We start from the raw sequence: 22688 nt of genomic DNA, 5'->3' as shown, positions 1-22688 counted from the left end.
GATATCGAATCGCGTCCCGGGCTTGACTTGAAGGGCTCTTGAAGTGTGACCGTGGGCGGCACAAGCTGATCACGAGGAGCGCACCATGACCGTTCTCGTCACCGGGGCCACCGGCCACTCCGGACGGCACGTCGTCGCCGGCCTGAAGGCCGCGGGCGTCGCTACGAGAGTTCTCGTCCGGGATCCCGCGAAGGCGCCTGAAGGCGTCGACGTCGTCCAGGGCGACATCACCGATCCCGCTTCGGCCGCCAAGGGGGGCGACGCCGTCTACCTCCTCTGGCCCTTCTTCACCGGCGAAGGCATCAAGGCAGCCGTGGAACCCTTCAAGGGCAAGAGAATCGTCTACCTTTCCGCGATGTCCGCCGAAGCAGGAGGCGTCTGGGGAGACGTCGAAGCCGCCGTCGAGGAGGTCACCGATGACTGGACCTTCCTCCGCGTCACCGGGCTCGCCACCAACGCGCTCGGCTGGGCCGAGCAAGCGCGCACCGGCGTCGTTCGCGGGCCGTATGGTCAGGCGAAGCGATCTCTCGTGCACGAACGCGACGTTGCCGATATGGCCGTCAAGGCGCTCACCGAGGACGGCCACGCCAAGCAGCGCTACCTCGTCACCGGCCCGGAATCTCTCGCCCAGGCCGACCAGGCCCGGCTCGTCGGGGAGGCGCTCGGGAAGCCCGTCCGCTGGGAAGAACAGCCCCGGGACGAAGCGAAAAGGCAGCTGGCGTCCTCCATGGGCGAGGAGTTCGCGGAGAGCGCGCTGAACCACTGGGCGTCGCTCGTCGAGGAACCGGAACCCGTCTCAGCGGACGTCGCCCGGGTCACCGGGCATGTCGCGCGGCCCTTCGCGGAGTGGGCCCGGGAGCACTTCAGCTGAGCTCGACGGCGGGGGTCGTCAACGGCTCCAGTTCCGCGGCCAGCGAAGACAGGGTCGCGACCTTCGCGGAAACCGCGCGGATCACGGCGGTGCACGCGGCGCTGACTTCGCTGACCGCCTCGGCGGACCGGTCGCCCGCCAGCACCGCCGCCACCGACGACCCGGCGGAGGCGGCGATGAGGGACACCTCCGCCGACACCGAACTTGCCAGCTCGTCCAGCCGCTCGGCGATCCGGACGCCCACCGCGGCCGTCGACGCGGCCGCGCGGGCCGCCGCCACGTACTGACCGTCCACTGTGTCCGCCCACGTGCCGAAAGTCTCGGTGCTGCCACCGTTTTCCGCGCGGTCGACGCCGGCGCGGAACTCCGCCTGCGCGGAGGTCACCGCCAGCGCGCCGGTGTCGACCGCCGAGGCGGACGTGCGGATCGACGCCGGTGAGCAGTCGAGGTGCCGCAGGGCCGCGACCGGGTCGGGGACACCGAGACGCCCGGCCGCCGCGCGCAACGCGGACAGCCGCGAAGCCGCCGTCGTCAGCGCCGGGTGTTCGAAGACTTCCGAGGTCACGGTGCCACCGCGATCGGCCCCCGGAAGCCGGTGCTCCGGGGGCTCCCGGCCGTCATGCGCAGCCGGCCCGCCAGGTCCGACGTCGCGTCGCCGAGGACGCGCGCGTCCGCTTCGCGCGCGGCGAGGGCGGACGTCCAGCGGGCCGCCAGCTCGCGGGCCTGCGGGGAGATGCCGAACGGCGTCAAATCGACGCGGGCTTCGGCGTACCGGCCGGCCGCCTTGTCGTCGGCGGCCGCCGCCTGGTCGAGCAGGTCGGCCGCGGCGCGCAGCCGGTCGGGATCCTTTGGGGGGTTCCGGGTGGCGAAACCCCTGGGGCGAAGCTCCGGGTTGTCAGTGCCGATCCGCGAGCCTCTGCCTTCCGGCATGGGGACCTCCGTCGTCAAGGGCGCTCACCTGATCGTGGAAGATCTTGCCTCATGCTCCCGCACGGCCCGCATCGCGGTGACCTGCGGCGTTGACCGCGTTCCACCCAGTGGACGTCTTGACCGCGAGCCGGGAAGAAGGCGACCATGAACACATGCCCGTCACCTCGGAAAGCACGCTGATCCGGGCCATCGAGTGGTCGATCGGGGAAGGCGTCGCGGAGCTGCTGCTGCGCCGCGGCCGCCTGGGCTCGCCTCCTGCCTGACGCGAGCCCGGCGTCCGAATTCTCCCGAAAACCCTTGGAGCACAACCATGTCCGTAGAGCTCCCTGCCCGGATTCCGTTGCGTGAGGCCATCACTCCCGCGGATGGCATCTTCGAAGGTCCCCGGCTCCTGCGAGAACCGCAGGAAAAGTACGAGCTGTTCACCATCCGCCCGCTGGGCCGGGTGATCGGCGCCGAGATCGACGGCGTCGACCTCGCCGAGCCGCTCACGCCCGCGCTGCGCGAGGAGCTCAACCGCGCCCTGCTCGAATGGAAAGTGCTCTTCTTCCGCGACCAGCGGATCACTTCGGCGCAGCAGCGCGCGTTCGCCGCGAACTGGGGCGAGCTGGAGACCAACCCGTTCATCCCGAGGGGCGACGACGACGCCGTCACGCGCTTCGAGCGCACCGCGGCCATGCCCGGCTACGAGAACATCTGGCACACCGACGTCACCTGGCGGCCGAACCCCGCCCTCGGTTCGGTGCTGCGGCTGATCGAGGTGCCGCCGGTCGGCGGCGACACGATCTGGGCCGACATGGCCGCCGCCTACGACAACCTGCCCGAAGACGTCCGCGCCCGCATCGACGGGCTCACCGCGGTGCACGACTACCTCCCCGGTTTCGACCGGTTTTCCGATCACGCGCTCCTCGCGCAGTGGCAGGATCGCTTCCCGCCGGTCGAGCACCCGGTGGTCCGGACGCACCCGGAGACCGGGCGGCGCACCCTGTTCGTCAACCAGGCGTTCACCACGCACATCGCCGGACTGGACCGGGCCGAGAGCGACCGGCTGCTGCGGTACCTGTTCCTGCAGGCTCACACGCCCGAATTCCAGGTCCGGTTCAGCTGGCGGCCGAACTCGGTGGCGTTCTGGGACAACCGCGCGACGCAGCACTACGCGGTCAACGACTACCACCCGCACGTCCGGATCGCGGAGCGCGTCGCCATCGCGGGCGACCGGCCGTTCTGACCCGTAACCTGGGGTCATGACCGAAGAACCCCAGGTAGTGGTGACCGGTTTCCTCAAGGCCCTCGAAGACCTCGACATCGACCGCGCGCTGACGTTCGCGGCGAGCGACATCGTGTACCAGAACGTGCCGTTGCCGCCCGCCCGCGGCGTCGCGGCGGTCGAGAAGCAGTGACATGCCGTGGCTTCGCCCCGGGCCGGGGGCTTCGCCACCCGGAACCCCCTCAAGAGGGTGTGCGCGTCATGGCCAAGTACGGCTCGGGGTTCGAAGCACGCACGCACCACATCGCGGCGGACGGCAACGTCGTGCTCACCGAACGCACGGACGTGCTGCGCCGCGGCGCGTGGGAAGCGGAGTTCTGGGTGTGCGGCACGTTCGAAGTCCAAGCGGGCCGGATCGTGCTCTGGCGCGACTACTTCGACTGGACGACGGTGCTGGCCGCGAGCGCGAAGGGTGCCGGGCGGGTCGCGCTGGCCGGCGCGCGCACGCTGCTCGGCCGCTACAAGGCGAGGCAGACGGTGCGCTAGACCCGGTGTTCGCCGCGGTCGTGGTCCCTCAGGTCCACGACCGCGGCTATCCCCAGCACCAGCACGAACACGCAGCTGAGAACAATCAGCCCCCACATGATCGTTCTCCCTCCCCCCGTGTCGTGCCGGTGTGAGCTGTCGGGAGTGGTCTACGCCACTATTTCCGGCGGCTCACGCAGACCGTACCGCCGCTTGACGCCGGTTGTTCCGGTCCTTGAGCTGCATTTAAGGCAGATGCGCCGGATGGGTGACAAGCCGGTGTCGAGTTGTCACAGAACGCGCGCAATCCGTTACGCGCCAACAGGTACCGACGCGATCCCGTCCCGGACGGTCACCGTGGTGGAACGCAGAGCCGAGACCTCCGCGACGTACCGGAGCACCGTGCCCGCTTCGTCCCCGGCGAGCGGTTCGCACTCGTTGTCGGCGTTCCGCCGCACCGGGATGAGCTCGAGCCGTGGTTCGTCGCCGAACATGCAGCCGGCCAGGAGCCCGTCCGGCCATTCGGAGGCGAGGTTGCCGAGGCCGTAGAGGATCGGCCGGCCGCGGTACACCTCGACGGCCTGGATGGTGTGCGATCCGTGCCCGGCGACCAGGTCGGCGCCGGCGTCGATCGCCGCGCGCCCGTACGCGACCTGGTACTCGGTCAGCTCGGGCCCAGGCAGGCCCCAGTGCATCGAGACGACGACGTGGTCACTGGCGGCCTTCGCGCGCTTCACGTCGGCGATGAGCCGGTCGAGGTGCTCGGGGACCGGCGTCGTGCGGACGAGCGGCATGCGGCCCGGAATTTCCGCGACGCGGGGATCGGGCTGGTATGCCGTGGTCGCAAACGCTTGCGCAACACCTGGGGCGTCGGGCTGCGCGGCTCGGCCGGGGAGGCGGAGCGAGGTGTATGCGAGGAAAGCCACCTTTGTGCCGGACCGTTCGAGTACCGCGGGTGCGTGCGCGGCGTCGAGGTTCGAGCCTGCGCCGCAGTGCGCGATCGCGGCATGGTCGAGAACCGCGAGGGCGGCCGGCGGATGGTCGGCGTCGTTGGCGACCGAGACGACGTCGATGCCGGTCGACTTCAGCGCGTCGGTCATCGCTGCGTCGACGGGCCCTTCGAGGTTCACGAACCGGAGGTCGGCGCCTTCGAGCAGCGGATTCAGTCGAGCGAACGCCGACGACGGCGTCGCGCGGCCCTGGATGTTGACGTCTCCGCCGAGGACGAGCGTGATCACGAAACCTGCTCTGCCGAATGAGTGACGACGAAAGTAGTTGTTACGAATCGTTGCATCTTTGTCTTCCTCCTCCTCATCTGTTCGGGGGACTATGCCACGACTGTTCAAGCACAAAGGGGACTCAGGGTGACCAAGACCCACAGATCCAAGGCCGTCTTCACGGTGGCCGTCGCGTCGGGCCTGGTGCTCGGCGGCGTGGCGGCACCGGCGGCGCTCGCCACACCGAGCGCCGACGCGGTCATCGCCGAGGTCTACGGCGGTGGGGGCAACGCCGGAGCGACGCTCACCAGCGACTTCGTCGAACTCGCCAACCACGGCGCCGCAGCCGCGAGCCTCGCCGGCTTCAGCGTCCAGTACCTGCCCGGTTCGGCGAGCCCGTCGAGCACCTGGCAGGTGACGCCGCTGGCCGGCAGTGTCGCGCCGGGCGGGCGCTACCTCGTGGCCGAGGGCAAGGGGGCCGGCGGGACCGTCGCGCTGCCCACGCCGGACGCGACCGGCGCGATCGCGATGTCGGCGACCGCCGGCACGATCGCCCTCGTCTCCGGCACCACCGCGCTGACCTGCAAGACCGCGGCCGACTGCGCTGCCGACGCGCGGATCAAGGACCTCGTCGGGTTCGGCACGGCGACCGTGCGCGAGGGCAACCCGACCGCGGCGCCGTCGAACACGACATCCGTCGCGCGCGGCACGGCACTGGCCGACACCGACGACAACGCCGCCGACTTCACCGTCGGCGAGCCGACCCCGACCAACACCGCGGGCGAGTCGACCGGCGGGGACCCCGGCCCGGCGCCGACCCCGGCGAAGATCCACGACATCCAGGGCACCACACGGATTTCGCCCTTCAAGGACAAGAAGGTCTCCGGCGTCACCGGCGTCGTCACCGCGACCCGGACGTTCGGCTCGTCGCGCGGTTTCTGGGTCACCGACCCCAATCCGGACATCGACCCGCGGAGCAGCGAGGGCCTGTTCGTCTTCACCGGTTCGACGAGCCCGGCCGTCGTGGCCGGCGACGCGGTGACCGCGACCGGCACCGTCCGCGAGTTCTACCCGGACGCGCCCGCGACGTCGAACTACCAGTCGCTCACCGAGCTGAGCAGTGCACAGTGGACGGTCGACTCGCACGGGAACGCCCTCCCGGCGCCGACGGTGCTGAACCCGGACACCGTCCCGGCGCCGTACGCGCCGTCGCCCGGCGGGAACATCGAGCCGCTCACGCTGGAGCCCTCGAAGTACGCGCTCGACTTCTGGGAGGCGCACGAGAGCGAGATCGTTTCGGTCACCGACGCCCGGGTCGTCGGCCCGTCGAACTCGTTCAACGAGCTGTATGTGACGACCAAGCCGGACCAGCACAAGTCGGTCCGCGGCGGCAGCGTCTACCTGGGGTATGACCAGCTGAACAGCGGCGTCATGAAGGTTTCGTCGCTGATCCCGTTCGCCGAGCGGCCGTTCCCGAAGCTCAACGTCGGTGACGTGCTGACCGGCACCACGTCCGGACCGGTCGAGTACAGCAACTTCGGTGGCTACACGCTGTTCGCCAGCGTGCTCGGCACCGAGAAGGACAACGGGCTGCAGGGCGAGACCACGCGCAAGCAGCGTTCCGGCGAGCTCGCGGTCGCGACGTACAACGTCGAGAACCTGGCACCGGGCGACCCGCAGGCGAAGTACGACCGGCTCGGCGAGGCGATCGTGACGCACCTGGCGACGCCGGACATCGTGAACCTGGAGGAGATCCAGGACAACACGGGCGCGACCGACGACGGCACGGTCGCGGCGGACCAGACGCTGCAGAAGTTCACCGACGCCATCGTCGCGAAGGGCGGCCCGCGCTACCAATGGCGCTCGATCGACCCGGTGAACGACCAGGACGGCGGTCAGCCGGGCGGCAACATCCGCGTCGTGTTCCTGTTCAACCCGGACCGTGTGTCCTTTGTGGACCGCCCGGGCGGGACGTCGACGACGGCCGTCGGCGTGGTCCGTGACCACGGCAAGGTGCACCTGACGGCGTCCCCGGGCCGCGTCGACCCCGCGAACGAGGCGTGGACGACCAGCCGCAAGCCCCTCGCGGGCGAGTTCGTGTTCAAGGGCCGCACGGTGTTCGTCATCGCCAACCACTTCAACTCCAAGGGCGGTGACCAGCCGACGCACGGCCGGTTCCAGCCGCCGACGCGCAGTTCGGAGGTGCAGCGGGCGAAGCAGGCGACGGTGCTTCGCGGCTTCGTCGACCAGCTCCTGGCGGCGGACCGCAATGCCAACATCGTCGTGGCGGGCGACCTGAACGACTACCCGTTCTCGCCCGCGGTCCAGACGCTGACGGCCGGTGGTGCGCTGAAGGACCTGATCGCGTCGGTTCCGGAAGCCGAGCGGTACAGCTACGTGTTCGAGGGCCAGTCGCAGGTGCTGGACCACATCCTGGCGTCGAGGGCGCCGCGCGGGGTGGACTACGACGTCGTCCACATCAACGCGGAGTTCGCCGACCAGGCCAGCGACCACGACCCGCAGGTGATCCGGTTCCGGCCGAGCGCGGGCAATGCGTTCGAGGACGGGATCTGGGACCTGCTCGACTGCCTGGAACAGCTGCTGAACAGGCATTAGTCCGCTGACGAAAAGGCCACCGCCGGGCACTGCGCCCCGGCGGTGGTTTTTTTGGTGCTAACTCCTTCGGGTGACGACGAAACCGCGGAGCGTTGACAGCCGTCTTACGGTTGACGAGACCTCAGGGGAGGGTGGCGCGTGGACGGGTATGCGGTGAAGGTCGACGAGCTGGGCAAGCTCATCGACGACCTCGGGACGGCGGCGGACAAGATGGCCGACGCCAACAAGAAGCTCGGCGGCGGCGGAGCGTTCGGCTCGCTCGGGACGGAGGAGCTGGGCAAGGCGGGCGTCGAGTTCGAAGAGGCCTGGGGCTACGGGATCGGCCGCCTCGGCGAAGCGGCTTCGGACATTACGGAGCGTTTGAAGCAGGCGAAGCAGAAGTACGAGCAGATCGAGGCGCAGTTCGGCGACCAGCTGTCGAAGTTCGGCTCGGCGGTGCTGGGCGACGGCGGCGCCCCGATCGGCGACGGCGACGGCAAGGTCGGCGGTGGGGTGACCGGCGGTGTGCCGGGCATCAACGACCAGGCCGAGCGGAAGGATCCGGACGGCGGCATGGTCGGCGGTGGGGTGACCGGCGGTGTGCCGGGCATCACCGACATCCTGAACGGCGGTGACCGATGAGCGCCCGCGAGTTCCCGGCCCTGGGCTTCGACCCCGCGCCGGGTGAGCTGGACGGCATCACCGACCTGGCCGGCAAGTACCGGGCGGTGAGCACCGGCCTGACCGAGGCCGACGATTCGCTCCGGGAGATCGTCCGGAAGCAGGGCATCTGGCAGGGCGAGGCGAGCGAGGCCTTCGCGCAGCGCATCGGCCCGCTGCCGCAGTACCTCGAAGGTGCGGCCCGGTCGATGGGCGAGGCCGCGGACGCGCTCGAAGGCTGGTCCCGCGACCTCGGCGAACTGCAGAAACGCGCGGCGGAGCTGGAGGCCCGCGCCGAGGCGGCGGCCAAGGCGGCCGAGCAGGCACGCGCGAACCCGGACTTGGCCCTGGCCAACCGCGCGTTCCCGGACCAGCAGTCCCTGCAGATCGCGCAGCGGCTCCTCGACAACGCGGGTCAACAGCTCCAGACGGCGATCGACGGCTGCCAGAACATCCAAGACGCGGCGAAGCAGCTCCAGCAGGAGCACAAGGAGGCGGCGGGCCGGGTCGCGGAGGCGCTGCGGAAGGCGAAGGAGCTGGCTCCGGACGAGCCGGACGTCCTCGACAAGCTCACCGACGCCGTCGGCGGGGCACTCGGCGACCTGGCGAACAACCTCGCCGACGGCGTGGACGAAGCTGTGAACTTCGTTCAGGACCACGCGGAGCTGATCTCGAAGGTCTCGGATGTGAGCGGTGACGTCGGCAACGTCCTCGGTGTGGTCAGCGAGTTGTTTCCTGACCCCGCCAAGGAGGTCGTCGGAGGGGTCGCGGTGGGATTCAGCTTGGCCGCGACGACGGGCCACGTTGTCGCGGGTCTCGCTGGGGCGGACGTCGCGCCCGAGACAGTCGCGATCGATTTGGCCGGCGCGGTGACCACCATCGCAGGCCTCGGTCTTCCGGGGGATGCCGGGATCGCGGCGAAGGCCATCGGCCTGGGCCTCGTGGGAGCCCAGTTCCAGACCGATGCCGCCACCGAGGTGGCGGGGTTGAACTTCGAGGGACCCATCGACGACTTCAAGAATTACTGGCTGCCGAAGGACGTGAACCAGGCCGCTGCTGCCGTCTTCGCACCGGCAGGTGTGGCGTATTGGAACGCCGCCGAGGCGGGGCTACAGGCCGACAACGCGCCTCAGCGGGCCCGCGCGCGAGCGGAAGACGAGGTGTGGAACTGATGCCTCTGCAGATCGATCTCCCGCCCGGCTTCGCCGGCATGCCGGTGGGCAGCGACGACAAGATGAACCGGAGCCACGCCTGGATGGTCGCCGAGAACGTCGCGGCCGGTGCCGGGAAGAGCGTCGAGGAGTTCGGCAGCTACCTGATGGCGTTGGTGCCGACGATGCAGGCCAACGGCATCCGGGTGTTCGGCAAGTTCGCCGTCGGCCCGCGGGAGGGGGATGTCGCGACTCTGACGCTCGGCGTGGCGCAGTGGCCGGAGACCGCACCTGGAAACCCCGACGCCGTGGTGGCGGCCCTGGCCGAGCAGTACCGCGGTCGCCACAAGCGCGCGGCGGTGCAGCCGGTACGGCTTCCGATCGGCCCGGCCGTCGTCGCGATCAGCGGTGGTGAGTTCCACCTTCCCGGACGGGACGTCCGCACCCAGATCAAGGCGGAGTACCAGATCCCGCTGCCCGACAGGCGGTCCGTGGTGATCCTTTCGGTGGTGGCGGGTTCGGAGGACGCTTGGCCCGCGATCGCCGACGCGACGGCGAAGGTGGCGTGGAGTCTTCGTAGCGGCGAGGTGGCGCGGTGAGCAACTCGGTCGGGCCCTGGGTCGCCTTGCTTACGATCGTGCTTTGCGGGAGCGCCTTCGCCCTCGTCGTGACGTTGATCATCGTCCGGCTGAGTCGGCGGGGGCAACCGCGCGAACAGCAGCTGGCTCGCCTGGCCACACGGCTGGACGGGCGGAACAAGGTCACCATCCGGGCGGTGGAGTTCAGCGTGTCGCAGGCCGACCTCCTCTGGGTCGCGCGGAGCCGCGGCTACTCCATGATCCATCACCAGTTCGGCAGGTACTACGAGTTCGTCTACACACCGCACCAGCCGGGGAGGTGGGCATGAGCGACAACGCGCGGCTGATCGAGGAAATGCGCTGGCAGCTCAAGCAGATCGAAGACCGCAAGGCCGAAAACCAGCGCCTCCTCGCGGGCATCGCCGGCAGCAACCACACGACCGTCGTCTCGCCGGATCGGAGCGTCACGGTGCTCGCCGGGCCCGGTGGGATCGTCAGCGAGGTGCGTCTCGCGCCCGAAGCCCTGCGGTTCGACGCCGTCACGCTCAGCCGGACCATCACCGCCGCCATCCGGGAGGCCGTCGCCGCCGGACGGCCACCAGTCCAACCCCAGCCGCCGCGCCCGGTGCCACAGGCACAGGCGCAACCACGACGGCGGCCGGTTCCGGTGGACGACGACACTCCCTATGACACAGTGTTCGACGTTTAGGCCGGCGGCGGCTGCTCTGCCCGCTTGGCGGCCGCGCGCTTGGCGCGCCAGCCCAGCGCCAGCACCGCCTGCACCAGCTCCTGGTAACTCGGCTTGACCTCTTCGAGGTACCGCTCCAGGTAGGCCGCCCGGGCCGTGGGAACCGGGCGTGGCTCGTCGCCCGGTGCGAGCCACGTCAGGCCCTGGATGTTGTGCAGCGCCATCTTCCACCAGCGTGTCGCGCGCTCGGCTGCCCTCGCTTCGCGCTCCTTCGCGATCTCGATGGCGTTCTGGGCTTCCTCGATCTCTCCTTTGAGGGCTTCGGCGCGGGCCAGCTCCCACTCGCGCAGGTTCTCCGCCGAACCCCGGGACAGGGCGATGATCTCCTTGTACCGCATGGCCGCGGTGGCGCCTTCGTCGGTCATAGCGCGTTCTCCGGACGCTGGAACGGGATGATCACTTCGGGGGCGCCGTGGGTCGTGCGGTCGAAGAACAGCGCGCGGCCCGGCCGCGGCGACCAGTGCACCACCTGGCCTGCCGCGAACGGCGAGAGCTCGTTGCCCTGGACGTCGAGGGCCGCCCACGTGCCGATGTCGTCCGTGCCTCCGAAACCCAGGGTGTCCTTCAGCCGGGCGATGCTGCGCCACCAGCCGATCGTGTGGATGCCGTGGCCAGGGCCCTGCTTCAGCAGCACCCGCAGGTGGTCGAGCCCGCTCTTCAGCTGGCCGACCGCCTTTGTCTCCAAAACCGGCAGGGCCGCGTCGACTCCGTACAGGAGCAGGATCTTCGCGCCGCTGCTCATCGAGCCCGTCATCGACTCGAGCACCCCGGACAGATCCTCCACCAGGGTCGCCGCGTGGCCGTCGTCACGCAGCCGCAAGGCCAGCTCCATCGCCGCGTCGGCGCACGACTCGATCGGGCAGCTCAACACGAACTCGGCCTCGCCCGGCTCGTACTGCCGGGACAGCGACCGCGCCGACGAGTCCATGATGGACAGAGCTTCGGCGGTGGCCGACCCGAGCACCGCGACGTTGCGGCCCGGCGCCCGCGGCAGGTCGACGCCGCACGCCGTCTCCGTGACGTCGATCGACTGGCCGAGCAGCGCCCGCGGCTTCGAGTTCGGCTTGAGGTCCAGGTACGCCGGGAACCGTTCCAGGACCGGCTGGTGCGCGCCGTCGAACAGACGCGGCCGCGGGAACCGGCCCGCGTACTCCTCCCACAGCCGGTGCTGCAGCCGGACGAACACGTTCTTGCTGCTCGCGTCCGGGATGTGGGCCAGCTGGTTGCCGTGCGCGACGCCGGAGTCGTGGTTGATCACCGCGTGCCACTTCGGTGCCGACACCGCCGCGTTGTTCGTCTCGGCCAGCACGCGCCGCGCCTTCGGCATCGCGATCCGCAGCGTGCACTGCTCGAACACCGCCGGCTTGCCCCAGAACGCCTCGATGCCGGCGACGTCCTGGCTGGCCAGCACCAGGTGGATGCCCTGCGACCGGCCGCGCCGCGCGATGTCCTCCAGCAGCTGCGTGGCCGTCGCCGTCACCTGGTCGCGGCCCGCGAACAGGTACTGGAACTCGTCGATCACCGCGACGATCCGCGGCCAGTGCCCGGACGGGTCGGCTTCGCGGAGGTCGGCGAGGTTCGTGACCTCGTGCTCCTTCGCGGCCGCCGACCGGCGGCGCAGCTCGTCGGCCAGGAACCGCAGCAGCGCCAGGCCGAACTCGCGGTCGGTGTTGACGTTGACGCCGACGAGCCGCGCGTGCGGCAGCCAGCTCGCGTCCTTCCGGCCCGGCGCGAGCCCGGCGAAGGAGACGCCTTCCTTGAAGTCCAGCAGGTACAGCGCCAGCTCGTCCGGTGTGTACCGCGCCGCCAGGCTGCCGAGCAGCGCGTACAGGAAGTTCGTCTTGCCCGAACCGGACGGGCCGCCGATCAGGACGTGCGGGCTCGGGTCGCCGATCACGACCTCGACCGGTTCGCCTTCGAAGAACCCGACCGGGGCCCGCAGTTCGCGCGCCGAACTTTCGTGCCCCAGCTCGGCCGGCAGGAGGTCGTCGAACGACCGCGGCCCGCCCTGCCTGGCGATCAGCGCCTTGGAGATCGTGTCGACGGCGCGGATCACCTGCGCGGACGGCATGGCGTGATCGAGGTCGACGACCAGGTCGGTACCGGACATGCTGCTGATCGCGTGCCGGTCGTCGACCAGGCTCAGCGTTTCGACCGGCGCGCTCACCGCGGTCGGCACGTCGACCATGATCAGGCAGATGCCGGCGGCCAGCGCACCGCTCGCGACGCGCTTGAGGTCGCGGGCGCGTTCGGGTTCGAGGGTCTCGCCGTTGCCGTAGAGCACGACGATGCGGTACGGCTCGCCCCGCTGCTCGTTCTTCTTCCGCATTTCCCGCAGCGACGTGAATCCGGCGGACATGCAGCTGGCGTGGATGCGGCGGATGTGCCCGGCCAGCTCGTCGAGGAGGTCCTCCAGCCGTCCCGGGTCGTACAGCGAGAGCGCGCTGGTGTGGCTGAGTGGGTAGAGGTCGGGCAGGATCGCGGTCAGCTGCCCGATGTCCCACAGGTGCACGCGCACCGCGCCGGGCTCGAACGTCGAGAGCACGCGGACCAGCAGGTTCTGCACGATGCCGTCGATCGCGGGCCGCGTCTTCGGCGCCGACGTGATCGCCAGGTGCGACTCGTCGAGCAACGGGACGGCGACATCGAACGTGCGGGTGGCGTCGCCGCCGGCGGCCGTGGCGGAACCGACGCGCCACAGTCCGGGCGACGTCAGCCCGGGGTTGTTCCCGACCGTGCCGAGCCAGTCGCCCGGTGGCAGCCCGGCCGGGCCGGGTGCGTTGTGCGCGACCAGTTCCCGCAGTGTCGCGGGCCCTTGGCTCCAGTCGGTGTAGAAAGCGCTTCGCACACTGCCGAGGGCGCCGAACACTTCGTGCGCGGCGGCGTGGCGGGACCACTCGTTCTGCTGCTCGGCACTGGCGTGGTTCATGCCGGTCTTGACGATCTCCTGCTCCAGCTGGAGTTTGGCGAGGTCGGCCTCCGCGGCTTGGCGCGCACCGGCCGCCGCCCCCAGCACCAGTCCGATCTGATGACGGACCCGGTCGAGGGCGGTTTCGACGCGGTTGCGTTGCTCGGCTGACTTGTTGGCCATCGGCGTCCCCAAGAAAAGGTGTCCCCTAAAGGATTACAGGCGCGACCGGTATCCGCTCACCAGATCCTCGGCAGCGGACAGGCGGACGAGGAGCTGGTCCAGCCCCTCGCCGGCCTGGGCGTACTGCGAAGGAAGCCAGGGATCGGCCTTGGCCTGGGCATCCACGAGAGCTTGCCGGGCTTCTCCGAGCAGGCTTGTGGCCCGCTCGGAGTGGGCGCGCGCGTCGGCGAGCCCGGTCACGGCAACGGTGAGCAGCTGGTGGAGTTCGGCGAGCGTCATCCGGCTAGAGACGCGCCGAGTAGGAGTCGGCGGAGGAAATGCTGGCTTGGACGGTGCTCTGCAAGCCGTTGATGCCTTGCAGGGCTTCCGCCAACAGTCCGTGTGCCTGGCTCACTTCGTGCTGGCTGCTCCCTTGGGTCGCCTGTGCGAGCGACTGCTGGGCTTCTTCGAGAGACTGCGCTGCCTGTTGCAGGGCGGCGATGCTCGCGGACGCCTTTTCGTTGGCGAGCGCGATGCCAGCGCGGATCTCTTCGACTCCGGCCATCGGGCCTCTACTCCTCGGAATCTGGGGGGTCGTACGGGGACGGTTCCATTGAAACAGATCCAGCGACTCAGCGTGATCATCTGACTTTGCCGAGTGATCGCGGGTCCGGAATCAGCAAGGCCCCGGACGTGGGAACGTCCGGGGCCGGGCCGATCACGGTCTGTGCGGGGGTCGTCCCGACACCAGTACCGCACCTTGAAGTCGCTGGCCAGCGCTACCCCAGGTCAGAGCGGTTTTCGTGCCACTGCTGGCCTTTCTCCACGGGGGCGGGCGAGGTGGGGCTGAGACTAGCGCGACCGGAGTAACGCACTTCGTTCAGCCCTACTCGTAACTCCCCGTACAGGAGCGGAAATTCCCTGCGTCGAAGACATTTTCACGTTCGCCGCGGCCAAAAGGGCCGGACGGGCATCCCGCGGACGTACTGAAAGTTGGCCGCGCGGGCGCGAGGTACCCCGGCCGGCGGTGGGTCCGATGAGAACCGGAACCGGGACGAAGACGACAAAACGCCGGGCTGCCCGTGAAGGCTGCCCGGCGTCTCGTCTGGTTACTGCGGCGGAGGATACAGGATTCGAACCTGCGAGGGCGTGAACCCAACACGCTTTCCAAGCGTGCGCCTTAGGCCGCTCGGCCAATCCTCCGCAGGAGACGATACCGGATGGCCTTCCGGGGCTGCGAAGGTGGGTCTGAGCAGGGCGGCCTTCAGCGCGTGACGTCGGCGACGACGCAGGTGATGTTGTCCGGGCCGCCGCCTTCGTTGGCCAGGCGGATCAGTTCCGGGATCACCTCGGCCGGCTCCGAGCCGGCCGCCAGCACGTCGCGCAGGGTCGCTTCGGAGACCGGGCCGCTCAAGCCGTCCGAGCACAGCAGGTACCGGTCGCCCTCGCGGGCGGTGAACGTCCAGATGTCGGGGTCGCCGGAGCCCGCCGTCTGCAATGCCTTCATCAGCAGCGAACGCCGCGGGTGGGACTCGGCGTCCTCGGCGGCGACGCGGCCGTCTTCGACCAGGGCCTGTACGAGCGTGTGGTCGCGGGTCAGCCGGCGCAGGCCGCCTTCGCGCAGGAGGTAGCCGCGGGAGTCGCCGATGTGGGCCGCGGCGAACTCGACGCCGTCGAAGAGGAGGGTCGTCAGCGTCGTGCCCATGCCTTCGGTCGTCGGCTCGTTCGAGGCGACTTCGGCCAGTCGCTCGTCGATCGACTTGACCACGCCCACCAGTGTCGCGGCGAGGTCGACACTCGTCAGGTCGATCCGGCGCAGGTCGACCTCGAGCTCGCGCAGCACGTCGATCGCGGTCGCGCTCGCGACCTCGCCGTGCGGCTGGCCGCCGATGCCGTCGGCGACGGCGAGCAGGCGGGAACTCGCGTAGACCGCGTCCTCGTTGACCCGGCGTCGCTTGCCGACGTCCGACCCGGCGGCGTACCGCAGGACGTACCGATCGTGTGTCATGATCCCATGAAAGCATTGGTTGACTGAGTTCACAAGCACAGCGACTGAATGGAGCATCCTCCGATAGAGTCCTCGCCATGGACGACGACGCCACAGTCAGCGCGGCCGACATCGCGCGGCTCGCCGGGGTCGGCCGGGCCGCGGTGAGCAACTGGCGCCGCCGTTACCCGGACTTCCCGCAGCCGGTCGGCGGTACGGCGTCGAGCCCGTTGTTCGGCCTGTCCGCCGTGGCCGGCTGGTTCGCCGCGCGCGGCAAGAAGTTCGAGCTGAGTGCCGGCGAACGCGCGTGGCAGCGCCTGCGCGCTCTCGGCGACGACCTCGACCTGGCCGGACGCGTGAGCCGCGCGGGCGCCTTCTTCGCGTTCCAGGCCGGGATCTTCGACACCTTCGACCGCAAGCTCGACGACCCCGAGCTGCTGACTCTGCTCAGCGAGCTGACGCACCGGGCCGGCCCGGTCGAAGCGTTCGAACTGGTGTGCCGCAGGTACTTCGAGGCGCATTCGCGGCGGTTGTCGGCGACGCCGGAGCCGGTCGCCGAGCTGATGGCCCGGCTCGTCGGTCCGGTGTCGACGATCCTCGATCCCGCGTGCGGCTTCGGCGCGCTCGCGCTGGCGAGCGGCGCGAAAACCGTTCTGGGGCAGGACAGCGACCCGACGACGGCGTCGATCGCGGCGCTGCGGCTGCGGCTGCGCGGCATCGAAGCCGAGGTTTACGCGGTCGACGCGCTGCGCGAAGACGCCTTCGCCGGCCGGACCGCCGAAGCGGTGCTGTGCGATCCGCCGTTCAACGAACGGGCCTGGGGGCACGACGAACTGGTCGGCGACGAGCGCTGGGAGTACGGCCTGCCCCCGCGCGGCGAGCCCGAGCTCGCCTGGGTGCAGCACTGTCTCGCACACGTCGAACCCGGGGGCACCGTCGCCATCCTGATGCCGGGTGCGGCGGCCGGGCGGCGCAGCGGAAAACGCATCCGGGGCAACCTGTTGCGCGCGGGCGCGGTCCGCGCGGTCGTCACGCTGGCCCCGGCCGGCCCCGATCTCTGGCTGCTGCGGCGACCGGTCTCCGGCGAACGCCCGCCGTCCACGGTGCTGCTCGGCGAGGCGGGGGACGATCTGTCCACAGTGGACACGAAGTGGACCGGGTTCTTGGCCCGCCCCGAGTCCGGCGTGCGGATCATCGACCTGCTCGACGACGACGTCGACCTGACGCCGGCCCGGCGCCGAGCCAGGGACGAAGACCCCGGGACGGCCTTCCAGGCCGTGCGGGGCCGGTTCGCCGAGCTGGTTCCGCGGCTGCCGTCGCTCGAAGCAGCGGACACCGAACCGGTGTTCACGACGATCGGCGAGCTGGTCAAGGCGGGTGTGGTCGAGGTCAAGCACGCGGCCCGCGCGGACGCCGAGCACCCGGTGGCCGAGGCGGGGGACGTCGTGGCCTCGGTGACCGGGATCGCGTACGTCCACAGTGGACCGTCGCGGCCGGTCGGGGCCGGCCTCACCGTGTACCGGGTCGACGCGGATCGGCTGGACGCGGACTTCCTGGCCGGCTGCCTGCGCGCGGCGGACCTGCCCGCCACGTCGGCTTCGACCCGGATCGACGGCAGGCGCGTGCGGATCCCGCGCGTCCCGCTCGCCGTCCAGCGCGAATACGGCCAGGTCTTCCGGCGGCTGGCCGAGTTCGACGACGTCCTGCGGCAGGCGGCGGAAATCGGCCGTGACCTGGTGCGGTTAGGCTTCGCTGGACTTGTCGAAGGACGGCTCAGGCCGGGCCGTCAGGGGAACGGATGCTGATCGCCGACCGCTACGAGCTCGACGAGCTGCCGCTCGGCCGCGGCGGGATGGGCGCGGTGCACGGCGGGCACGACCGCAGGCTGGGCCGCAGGGTGGCGATCAAGCTGCTCCGCCTGCCGGGCCGTGACGAAGAGCTGGAAGCCCGCTTCGCCCGCGAAGCCCGCATCCTGGCGACGCTCGACCACCCCGGCGTGCCGACGCTGTACGACTACGGCACGCACGACGACCGGTTGTTCCAGGTCATGCAGTTCGTCGACGGCGTGACCGTGGCCGACCTGCTCGCCGAACACGGGCCGCTGCCGGTGCCGTGGGCCGCGGCGATCGCGGCGCAGGCGTGCGCGGTGCTGACCGCCGCCCACGCGCACGCCGTGTGCCACCGCGACCTCAAGCCGTCCAACCTGATGCTCGGTCCCGACGGTGGTGTCAAGGTGATGGACTTCGGGCTCGCTGTGCTCCGCGAAGCCGACGCCGCGCAGTTCACCCGGGCCGGGCAGCTGCTGGGGACGCCGTCGTACATGGCGCCCGAGCAGATCCAGCGCGGCGGCGCCGAACCGCGAAGCGACCTCTACGCGCTCGGGTGCGTGCTGCACGAGATGCTCACCGGCCGGCGGCTCTTCGACGGGCCCACGGCGTACGCGGTGTTCGAACGGCAGGTCAAGGAGCAGCCGCCGCCGGTCCGGGGCGTCCCGAAGCAGCTCAACGCCCTGCTCGCCCGGATGCTCGCGAAAGACCCCGAGGCCCGGCCCACCGGCGCCGCGGCGCTGTACGAGCGGCTCGGCGCGTTCGTCGGCGAGCTGCCGCCGCTGCCGGGGTTCCTGGTGCCGCCGTCGGTGCCCAGCCCGGGCCGGATGTACGCGCGGATGCTCGGGCGGGTCAACGGCTGAGCGCCGCCGGGCGCCGGTCGGCGAGCGGCAAGCCGCGGCGCTGGAGGCGCCGGTAGGTCGTCGCGTTCTGCACCGCGATGCTCACCCCGAGGGTCAGCGCGATCGACGCCGAGGTCAGCGGGCCCGCGACGCCGAGCGCGGTCCCCAGCGCCACCACACCGATCCGCGCCGCGACGGTCAGCATCCACAGCCCGATCGTGACGGCCGAGCCCTTCTGGAACGTCGTGCCGTCGCGCTCGGTGAGAGTGGTCGTCGCGCTGCGCAGCACGCCGAGCCCGGCCAGCACGAGCAGGTCGGCGGCGAGCAGGCCGACTTCGGCGGTGGCCGCGCCGGGCAGCGCTTTCACCGTCAGGTAGCCGCCCACCGCGGTGAGCAGCAGCGGCATCGTGATCAGCGTCTTGCGGTCGAGCAGCGTGCCGCGGACCTGCTGGTACACGACCTTGTAGAGGACGAGGCCGGCGATGGCGGCGTAGAGCAGGACGTTCGCGGCGCTGGGCATTCCGGGGCTCCTCGGTTCGGAAGTCCGTCCAGCTTCGGCGAACGGCGGCCCGGTTTCGCCGGCGCGGGGATCGGGTCCGGGTGGATCCGCGCGTCAACCCGCGGGTGGACGGCTACCCAAATCGTGACCTTTCCCGACGAACCTCGAACGGGTGACCGCCGTCTTTACCGGTGTCCAAACGCGATGATCGAGACAGCTGGGGGTACCGGATCGTGAAGAGGCTTCTGGCGGGAGCGGCCGCGCTGGCCACCGCGTTCGTGCTGGCCGCGTGCTCCGGCGGCGGGGCGTCCGGCGGCCAGAACGCGGGTGGCGGGGCCGTCGCCGCCGCGGGGACCGGCGGTGGGGCGCCGACCACGTCCAGCACCACGCCGGCGCCCACGACGGCCAGTGCCACGCCGACACCGACACCGACGTCCGCGACGCCGACCTCGAAGCCGGCGCCGACCAGCACCACGCCCAAGCCGAAGCCCAAGCCGAAGCCGCAACCGCAGCCCCCGGCGGACCCGGGCGTCCCGTGCGCGGCGGCGGCCGCGGCGCCGGGCACCGCCGCCTGCGTCGACATCTCGGCGCACAAGGCGTGGCTGCTGCAGGGCGGCAAGGTGATCTACGGGCCGGTGCCGATGCTGCCGGGCCGGAAGAGCAACCCGACCCCGACCGGCACGTTCAGCGTCCTTTACAAGGAAAAGATGCATCTGTCGAAGGAATTCGACAATGCTGAGATGCCGAACTCGGTGTTCTTCTACCCGGGTGACGCCTTCCACACGGGTAGCCTCTCGGTGTATTCGCACGGCTGCATCCACCTGTCGGCGGGTGCGTCGTTGAAGTTCTTCACCACGCTGCACGTCGGTGACGTGGTGCAGGTCGTGCCGTAACCGGTACCAAACAATCACTGACAGTAGGTCACGGTCAGATAAATTCATACGGGGGAGTGCAACTGGCTCCCCTTCTCCGGCGATAAGTGATCGCTTGGGAAGGGGGGCCAGATGGCCTTGCGAAAACTTCGCGCACTCCGTCACGCCTTGGTGGCGGCAGTCATGACTGGAGCGTTGCTGCCCGCCGTGTCCACGGGGGTGGCGTCGGCGGCAACACTCCCGCCGGGATTCGTCCTGCAGGACACCGACTCCGGCCTGGGGGCCGGATCACTCACCGATTTCGGCTACCTGCCGGACAACTCGACCATCGTGACCGGCAAGGACGGCACCGTCCGCTGGTTGCCGGTCACCGGAACGGGTAAGACGATCGCCACGCTTCCGGTCCGCACCAACGAGGACCTCGGTCTCATGGGGCTGGCCATCGCGCCCGACTACGCGACGTCACACTCGATCTACCTGACGCGCTCGATCAACATCTCCGGCAGCTTCGTCATGCGGCTGGCGCGGTTCACGGTCACCGTGGACGCGGCCGGTGCACCGGCCGGCCTGACCGGCGAGCAGACGCTGTTCGAGGTGCCGGGCAACTTCAACGTCCACGGCATCGACACGGTCATCGCCGCCGCCGACGGGACGTTCTGGCTGTCGATCGGCGACAACGGCGACTACACCAAGGTGAACCCGATTTCGCTGCGGGCCCAGGACATCAACCAGCCGTACGGCAAGATCTTCCACCTCACGGCCGACGGCAACGGCGTGCCGTCCAACCCGTACTACGACGCGGCCAACCCCGGTTCGACCGCGAGCAAGGTGTTCGCCCGCGGGTTCCGCAACCCGTTCCGGTTCAGCATCGACCCGAACCTCGGCCTGCCGGTCGTCGGTGACGTCGGCTTCAACACCTGGGAAGAGGTCGACGTCGTCCAGCGCGGCGGCAACCAGGGCTGGCCGTGCTGGGAAGGCACCCACCCGACCCCGGGCTACAGCGATCTCGCCGGCTGCGCCGGGGTGGCGAACCAGCCGCCGATCTACGAGTACAACCACGGCGACGGCGCTATGCAGGGCAACAGCGTCAGCGGCGGGATCCTCTACAACGGATCCAGCTACCCGGCCGCGTACCACGGTGCCTACTTCTTCGGCGACTACGCGAAGAACAAGATCTGGACGTTGACGTACGACGACCAGGGCAAGCTCACGCAGGCGCCGCAGAGCCCGCCGCTGTTCACCGACATCGGCGGCCCGGTGAAGTTCGCCGCGGCACCGAACGGCGACATCGTCTACGCGGACATCATCTCCGGGAAGCTGCGCCGGCTGAGCTATTCGGCCGGCAACACCGTCCCGGTGGCGAACGCGTCGTCCACCACCGACCCGGCCACCCGGACCGTGACGTTCGACGGCTCCACGTCGGTCGACTACGACAACGACGTGCTGACCTACGACTGGGACTTCGGGGACGGGCAGGTCGCCCCCAACGCCGGTCCGAAGATGTCCCACGCCTACGCGGCGGGCACCGAGACGTTCACCGCGACACTGACGGTCCGCGACCCGCTGGGCGCCACCGGCACGACCACCATCGCGGTCGCGCCGGGCAACCACACCCCGGAGCTCACCCTCACCACGCCGGGCGACACCGCGACGTTCGCGGTGAAGCAGCAGGTCTCCCTCAGCGCCACCGCGACCGACGCCGAGGACGGCGCGCTGCCGGTCACCTGGACCTCGGCGGTGCAGCACTGCCCGACCGAGGGGACCTGCCACCTGCACCCGGACGTGGGTGGGACCGGGGCGAGCTTCTCGGTGCCGTTCACCGCGCACCCCGACTCCCGGATGACGTTCACCGCTTCGGTGACCGACAGCGCGGGCGTCAAGACGTCCAAGACGTACACGGCCATGCCGCGACGGCACCAGCTCACCCTGGTCAGCACGCAGCCCGCGGTGCTGACGATCGCGATCGAGGGCGGTATCGGTACCAGCTCGGCGCAGGTCACCGAGGGTGCGACGTTCGACGTCGAAGCCGCGGGGACGGCTATCGACGGCGTCTCGACGTTCACCGGCTGGCAGGGCGGTCCGACGGACAACACGTGGGTCATCACCGTCGGCACGACCGACATGACGCTGACGGCGAACTACGCGACCGCGATCGACCAGCGCTACAACGCCGACCCGGCGTTGCAGGCGAAGCTCGGGGCGCCGACGGCGGCCGAGGTCACCGACGGCCCGGTCCACTACCGCGCCTACGCGAACGGACGGCTCTACTGGAGCGCCGCGACCGGGACGCAGCTGGTCACCGGACCGGTGCTGGACAAGTACGTCGCCTTCGGCGGCAGCAACGTCCTCGGGCCGCCGACGAACGACACCACGACGACCCCGGACGGCGTGGCGCAGTACAACCACTTCGTCAACAACGGCAACGTCGGTTCGATCTACTACACGGCAGCGACCGGTGCGCACGCGCTCTACGGTGAGATCCGGAAGAAGTGGGCGGCGCTCGACTTCGAGCGTGGCCTGGGCTTCCCGACGACCGACGAGGGCGGCACGCCGGACGGAGTCGGCCGCTACAACCACTTCCTCAAGGGCACCAACGTCGGTTCGATCTACTACACGGCCGCGACCGGTGCGCACGCCATCTTCGGCGAGATCCGGAAGAAGTGGGCGGCGCTCGACTTCGAGCGCGGTCTCGGCTACCCGGCCACCGACGAGCTCGGGACGCCGGACGGCCGTGGCCGCTACAACCACTTCAGCCTCGGCCACTCGATCTACTACACGGTGGCGACCGGTGCGCACGCCGTGAAGGGCGAGATCCGGAAGCGGTGGGCGGCCCTCGGGTGGGAGGGGTCCTACCTGCACTACCCGAAGACCGACGAGTACGTGACGAACGGGGTGTACCGCAGCGACTTCGAAGGCGGCTACATCACGTTCACCCTCTCCGGCGGGGCGGTCGACCGCCCTTGGTGACGTCGAACTGAACCCGGCGCGGGCCGTCTCCGGAAGTCTCCGGAGGCGGCCCGCGTTTTTTCTGCGCCGGAACGATCAACCTCCTGTGGGGGCCGCACGTCTTGGTGGGAAGAAAGCAGAATCACGGATTCACTGGGGGAACA

The 22688-nt window shown here is 70.1% G+C and carries 21 protein-coding genes, 1 tRNA gene and 1 pseudogene; 13 read left to right on the top strand and 10 right to left on the bottom strand.

Translation table 11 applies throughout. The annotated features are described in order from the left end of the window. Positions 1-85 precede the first annotated feature (85 nt). On the top strand, positions 86-871 hold the full coding sequence (locus A3CE_RS0121390; protein WP_020642153.1) for an SDR family oxidoreductase: 786 nt from the start codon (positions 86-88) through the stop codon (positions 869-871). Here the strand turns inward: A3CE_RS0121390 and A3CE_RS0121385 are convergent. Both A3CE_RS0121385 and A3CE_RS0121380 read right to left on the bottom strand, forming a co-directional pair. Next, on the bottom strand, positions 864-1436 hold the full coding sequence (locus A3CE_RS0121385; protein WP_020642152.1) for a hypothetical protein: 573 nt from the start codon (positions 1434-1436) through the stop codon (positions 864-866). The two genes, A3CE_RS0121390 and A3CE_RS0121385, sit on opposite strands and share 8 nt — an antisense overlap. Continuing rightward, entirely contained in the window at positions 1433-1801 is a 369-nt protein-coding gene (locus A3CE_RS0121380) for a hypothetical protein (protein ID WP_020642151.1), read from the bottom strand. The genes A3CE_RS0121385 and A3CE_RS0121380 overlap by 4 nt, the downstream gene beginning before the upstream one ends. A 310-nt stretch (positions 1802-2111) precedes the next feature. Between A3CE_RS0121380 and A3CE_RS0121370 the strand changes: the two genes are divergently transcribed. Both A3CE_RS0121370 and A3CE_RS51465 read left to right on the top strand, forming a co-directional pair. After that, positions 2112-3029, top strand: a complete 918-nt coding sequence (locus A3CE_RS0121370; RefSeq protein ID WP_026468713.1) for a TauD/TfdA dioxygenase family protein — start codon at positions 2112-2114, stop codon at positions 3027-3029. 37 nt (positions 3030-3066) lie between these two features. Next, positions 3067-3554, top strand: a pseudogene (locus A3CE_RS51465) (limonene-1,2-epoxide hydrolase family protein). Positions 3555-3844: 290 nt separating this feature from the next. Here A3CE_RS51465 and A3CE_RS0121355 read toward each other — a convergent pair. Continuing rightward, positions 3845-4771, bottom strand: coding sequence for a CapA family protein (locus A3CE_RS0121355; RefSeq protein ID WP_020642148.1), 927 nt, complete (start codon positions 4769-4771; stop codon positions 3845-3847). Positions 4772-4897: 126 nt separating this feature from the next. On the opposite strand from A3CE_RS0121355, the gene A3CE_RS0121350 reads away from it, so the two are divergent. From A3CE_RS0121350 to A3CE_RS0121325, 6 genes are all read left to right on the top strand, one after another. Beyond that, entirely contained in the window at positions 4898-7366 is a 2469-nt protein-coding gene (locus tag A3CE_RS0121350) for an endonuclease/exonuclease/phosphatase family protein (RefSeq protein WP_020642147.1), read from the top strand. A gap of 138 nt (positions 7367-7504) precedes the next feature. After that, entirely contained in the window at positions 7505-7987 is a 483-nt protein-coding gene (locus tag A3CE_RS0121345) for a hypothetical protein (RefSeq protein WP_020642146.1), read from the top strand. Beyond that, entirely contained in the window at positions 7984-9177 is a 1194-nt protein-coding gene (locus tag A3CE_RS0121340; protein WP_020642145.1) for a putative T7SS-secreted protein, read from the top strand. The genes A3CE_RS0121345 and A3CE_RS0121340 overlap by 4 nt, the downstream gene beginning before the upstream one ends. Next, positions 9177-9755 carry a hypothetical protein gene (locus tag A3CE_RS0121335; RefSeq protein WP_245589569.1) on the top strand — a complete coding sequence of 193 codons (579 nt, stop codon included), beginning with the start codon at positions 9177-9179 and terminating at the stop codon, positions 9753-9755. The genes A3CE_RS0121340 and A3CE_RS0121335 overlap by 1 nt, the downstream gene beginning before the upstream one ends. Then, the gene (locus tag A3CE_RS0121330; RefSeq protein ID WP_020642143.1) at positions 9752-10063 is read left to right on the top strand and encodes a hypothetical protein; all 312 of its coding nucleotides are present in this window, start codon (positions 9752-9754) and stop codon (positions 10061-10063) included. The genes A3CE_RS0121335 and A3CE_RS0121330 overlap by 4 nt, the downstream gene beginning before the upstream one ends. Beyond that, positions 10060-10443 (top strand): YbaB/EbfC family nucleoid-associated protein, encoded by a 384-nt coding sequence (locus A3CE_RS0121325; protein WP_020642142.1) that lies wholly within the window; start codon positions 10060-10062, stop codon positions 10441-10443. Before A3CE_RS0121330 ends, A3CE_RS0121325 begins: the two co-directional genes overlap by 4 nt. Here the strand turns inward: A3CE_RS0121325 and A3CE_RS0121320 are convergent. The 6 genes from A3CE_RS0121320 to A3CE_RS0121295 form a co-directional block, all read right to left on the bottom strand. Continuing rightward, positions 10440-10847 carry a hypothetical protein gene (locus A3CE_RS0121320; RefSeq protein WP_020642141.1) on the bottom strand — a complete coding sequence of 136 codons (408 nt, stop codon included), beginning with the start codon at positions 10845-10847 and terminating at the stop codon, positions 10440-10442. The two genes, A3CE_RS0121325 and A3CE_RS0121320, sit on opposite strands and share 4 nt — an antisense overlap. Further along, entirely contained in the window at positions 10844-13573 is a 2730-nt protein-coding gene (locus A3CE_RS0121315; RefSeq protein ID WP_020642140.1) for an FtsK/SpoIIIE domain-containing protein, read from the bottom strand. The genes A3CE_RS0121320 and A3CE_RS0121315 overlap by 4 nt, the downstream gene beginning before the upstream one ends. 33 nt (positions 13574-13606) lie before the next feature. Beyond that, positions 13607-13852 carry a hypothetical protein gene (locus A3CE_RS0121310; RefSeq protein WP_020642139.1) on the bottom strand — a complete coding sequence of 82 codons (246 nt, stop codon included), beginning with the start codon at positions 13850-13852 and terminating at the stop codon, positions 13607-13609. A gap of 4 nt (positions 13853-13856) precedes the next feature. Further along, entirely contained in the window at positions 13857-14117 is a 261-nt protein-coding gene (locus A3CE_RS0121305; protein ID WP_003056176.1) for a hypothetical protein, read from the bottom strand. A gap of 553 nt (positions 14118-14670) precedes the next feature. Beyond that, positions 14671-14755: transfer RNA gene (locus tag A3CE_RS0121300), tRNA-Ser, on the bottom strand. Between the two features lie 61 nt (positions 14756-14816). Further along, positions 14817-15560 carry a PP2C family protein-serine/threonine phosphatase gene (locus A3CE_RS0121295; protein WP_020642138.1) on the bottom strand — a complete coding sequence of 248 codons (744 nt, stop codon included), beginning with the start codon at positions 15558-15560 and terminating at the stop codon, positions 14817-14819. Between the two features lie 77 nt (positions 15561-15637). Here A3CE_RS0121295 and A3CE_RS0121290 point away from each other — a divergent pair, with 77 nt between their 5' ends. Both A3CE_RS0121290 and A3CE_RS0121285 read left to right on the top strand, forming a co-directional pair. Continuing rightward, positions 15638-17344 (top strand): HsdM family class I SAM-dependent methyltransferase, encoded by a 1707-nt coding sequence (locus A3CE_RS0121290; RefSeq protein ID WP_020642137.1) that lies wholly within the window; start codon positions 15638-15640, stop codon positions 17342-17344. Further along, a complete protein-coding gene (locus tag A3CE_RS0121285; RefSeq protein WP_020642136.1) occupies positions 17338-18228 on the top strand; it encodes a serine/threonine-protein kinase in 891 nt (296 codons plus the stop codon). Before A3CE_RS0121290 ends, A3CE_RS0121285 begins: the two co-directional genes overlap by 7 nt. Here the strand turns inward: A3CE_RS0121285 and A3CE_RS0121280 are convergent. After that, a complete protein-coding gene (locus A3CE_RS0121280; RefSeq protein WP_020642135.1) occupies positions 18218-18727 on the bottom strand; it encodes a hypothetical protein in 510 nt (169 codons plus the stop codon). The genes A3CE_RS0121285 and A3CE_RS0121280 overlap by 11 nt on opposite strands. A 212-nt stretch (positions 18728-18939) precedes the next feature. On the opposite strand from A3CE_RS0121280, the gene A3CE_RS0121275 reads away from it, so the two are divergent. Beyond that, positions 18940-19599: a L,D-transpeptidase gene (locus A3CE_RS0121275; protein WP_020642134.1), complete on the top strand. Its 660-nt coding sequence runs from the start codon at positions 18940-18942 to the stop codon at positions 19597-19599. 162 nt (positions 19600-19761) lie between these two features. Then, on the top strand, positions 19762-22545 hold the full coding sequence (locus tag A3CE_RS0121270) for a PQQ-dependent sugar dehydrogenase (protein WP_376741607.1): 2784 nt from the start codon (positions 19762-19764) through the stop codon (positions 22543-22545). Positions 22546-22688 lie beyond the last annotated feature (143 nt).

The organism is Amycolatopsis balhimycina FH 1894 (assembly GCF_000384295.1).
Taxonomy (GTDB): domain Bacteria; phylum Actinomycetota; class Actinomycetes; order Mycobacteriales; family Pseudonocardiaceae; genus Amycolatopsis; species Amycolatopsis balhimycina.
This window is presented reverse-complemented; position numbering and strand designations above follow the sequence as displayed.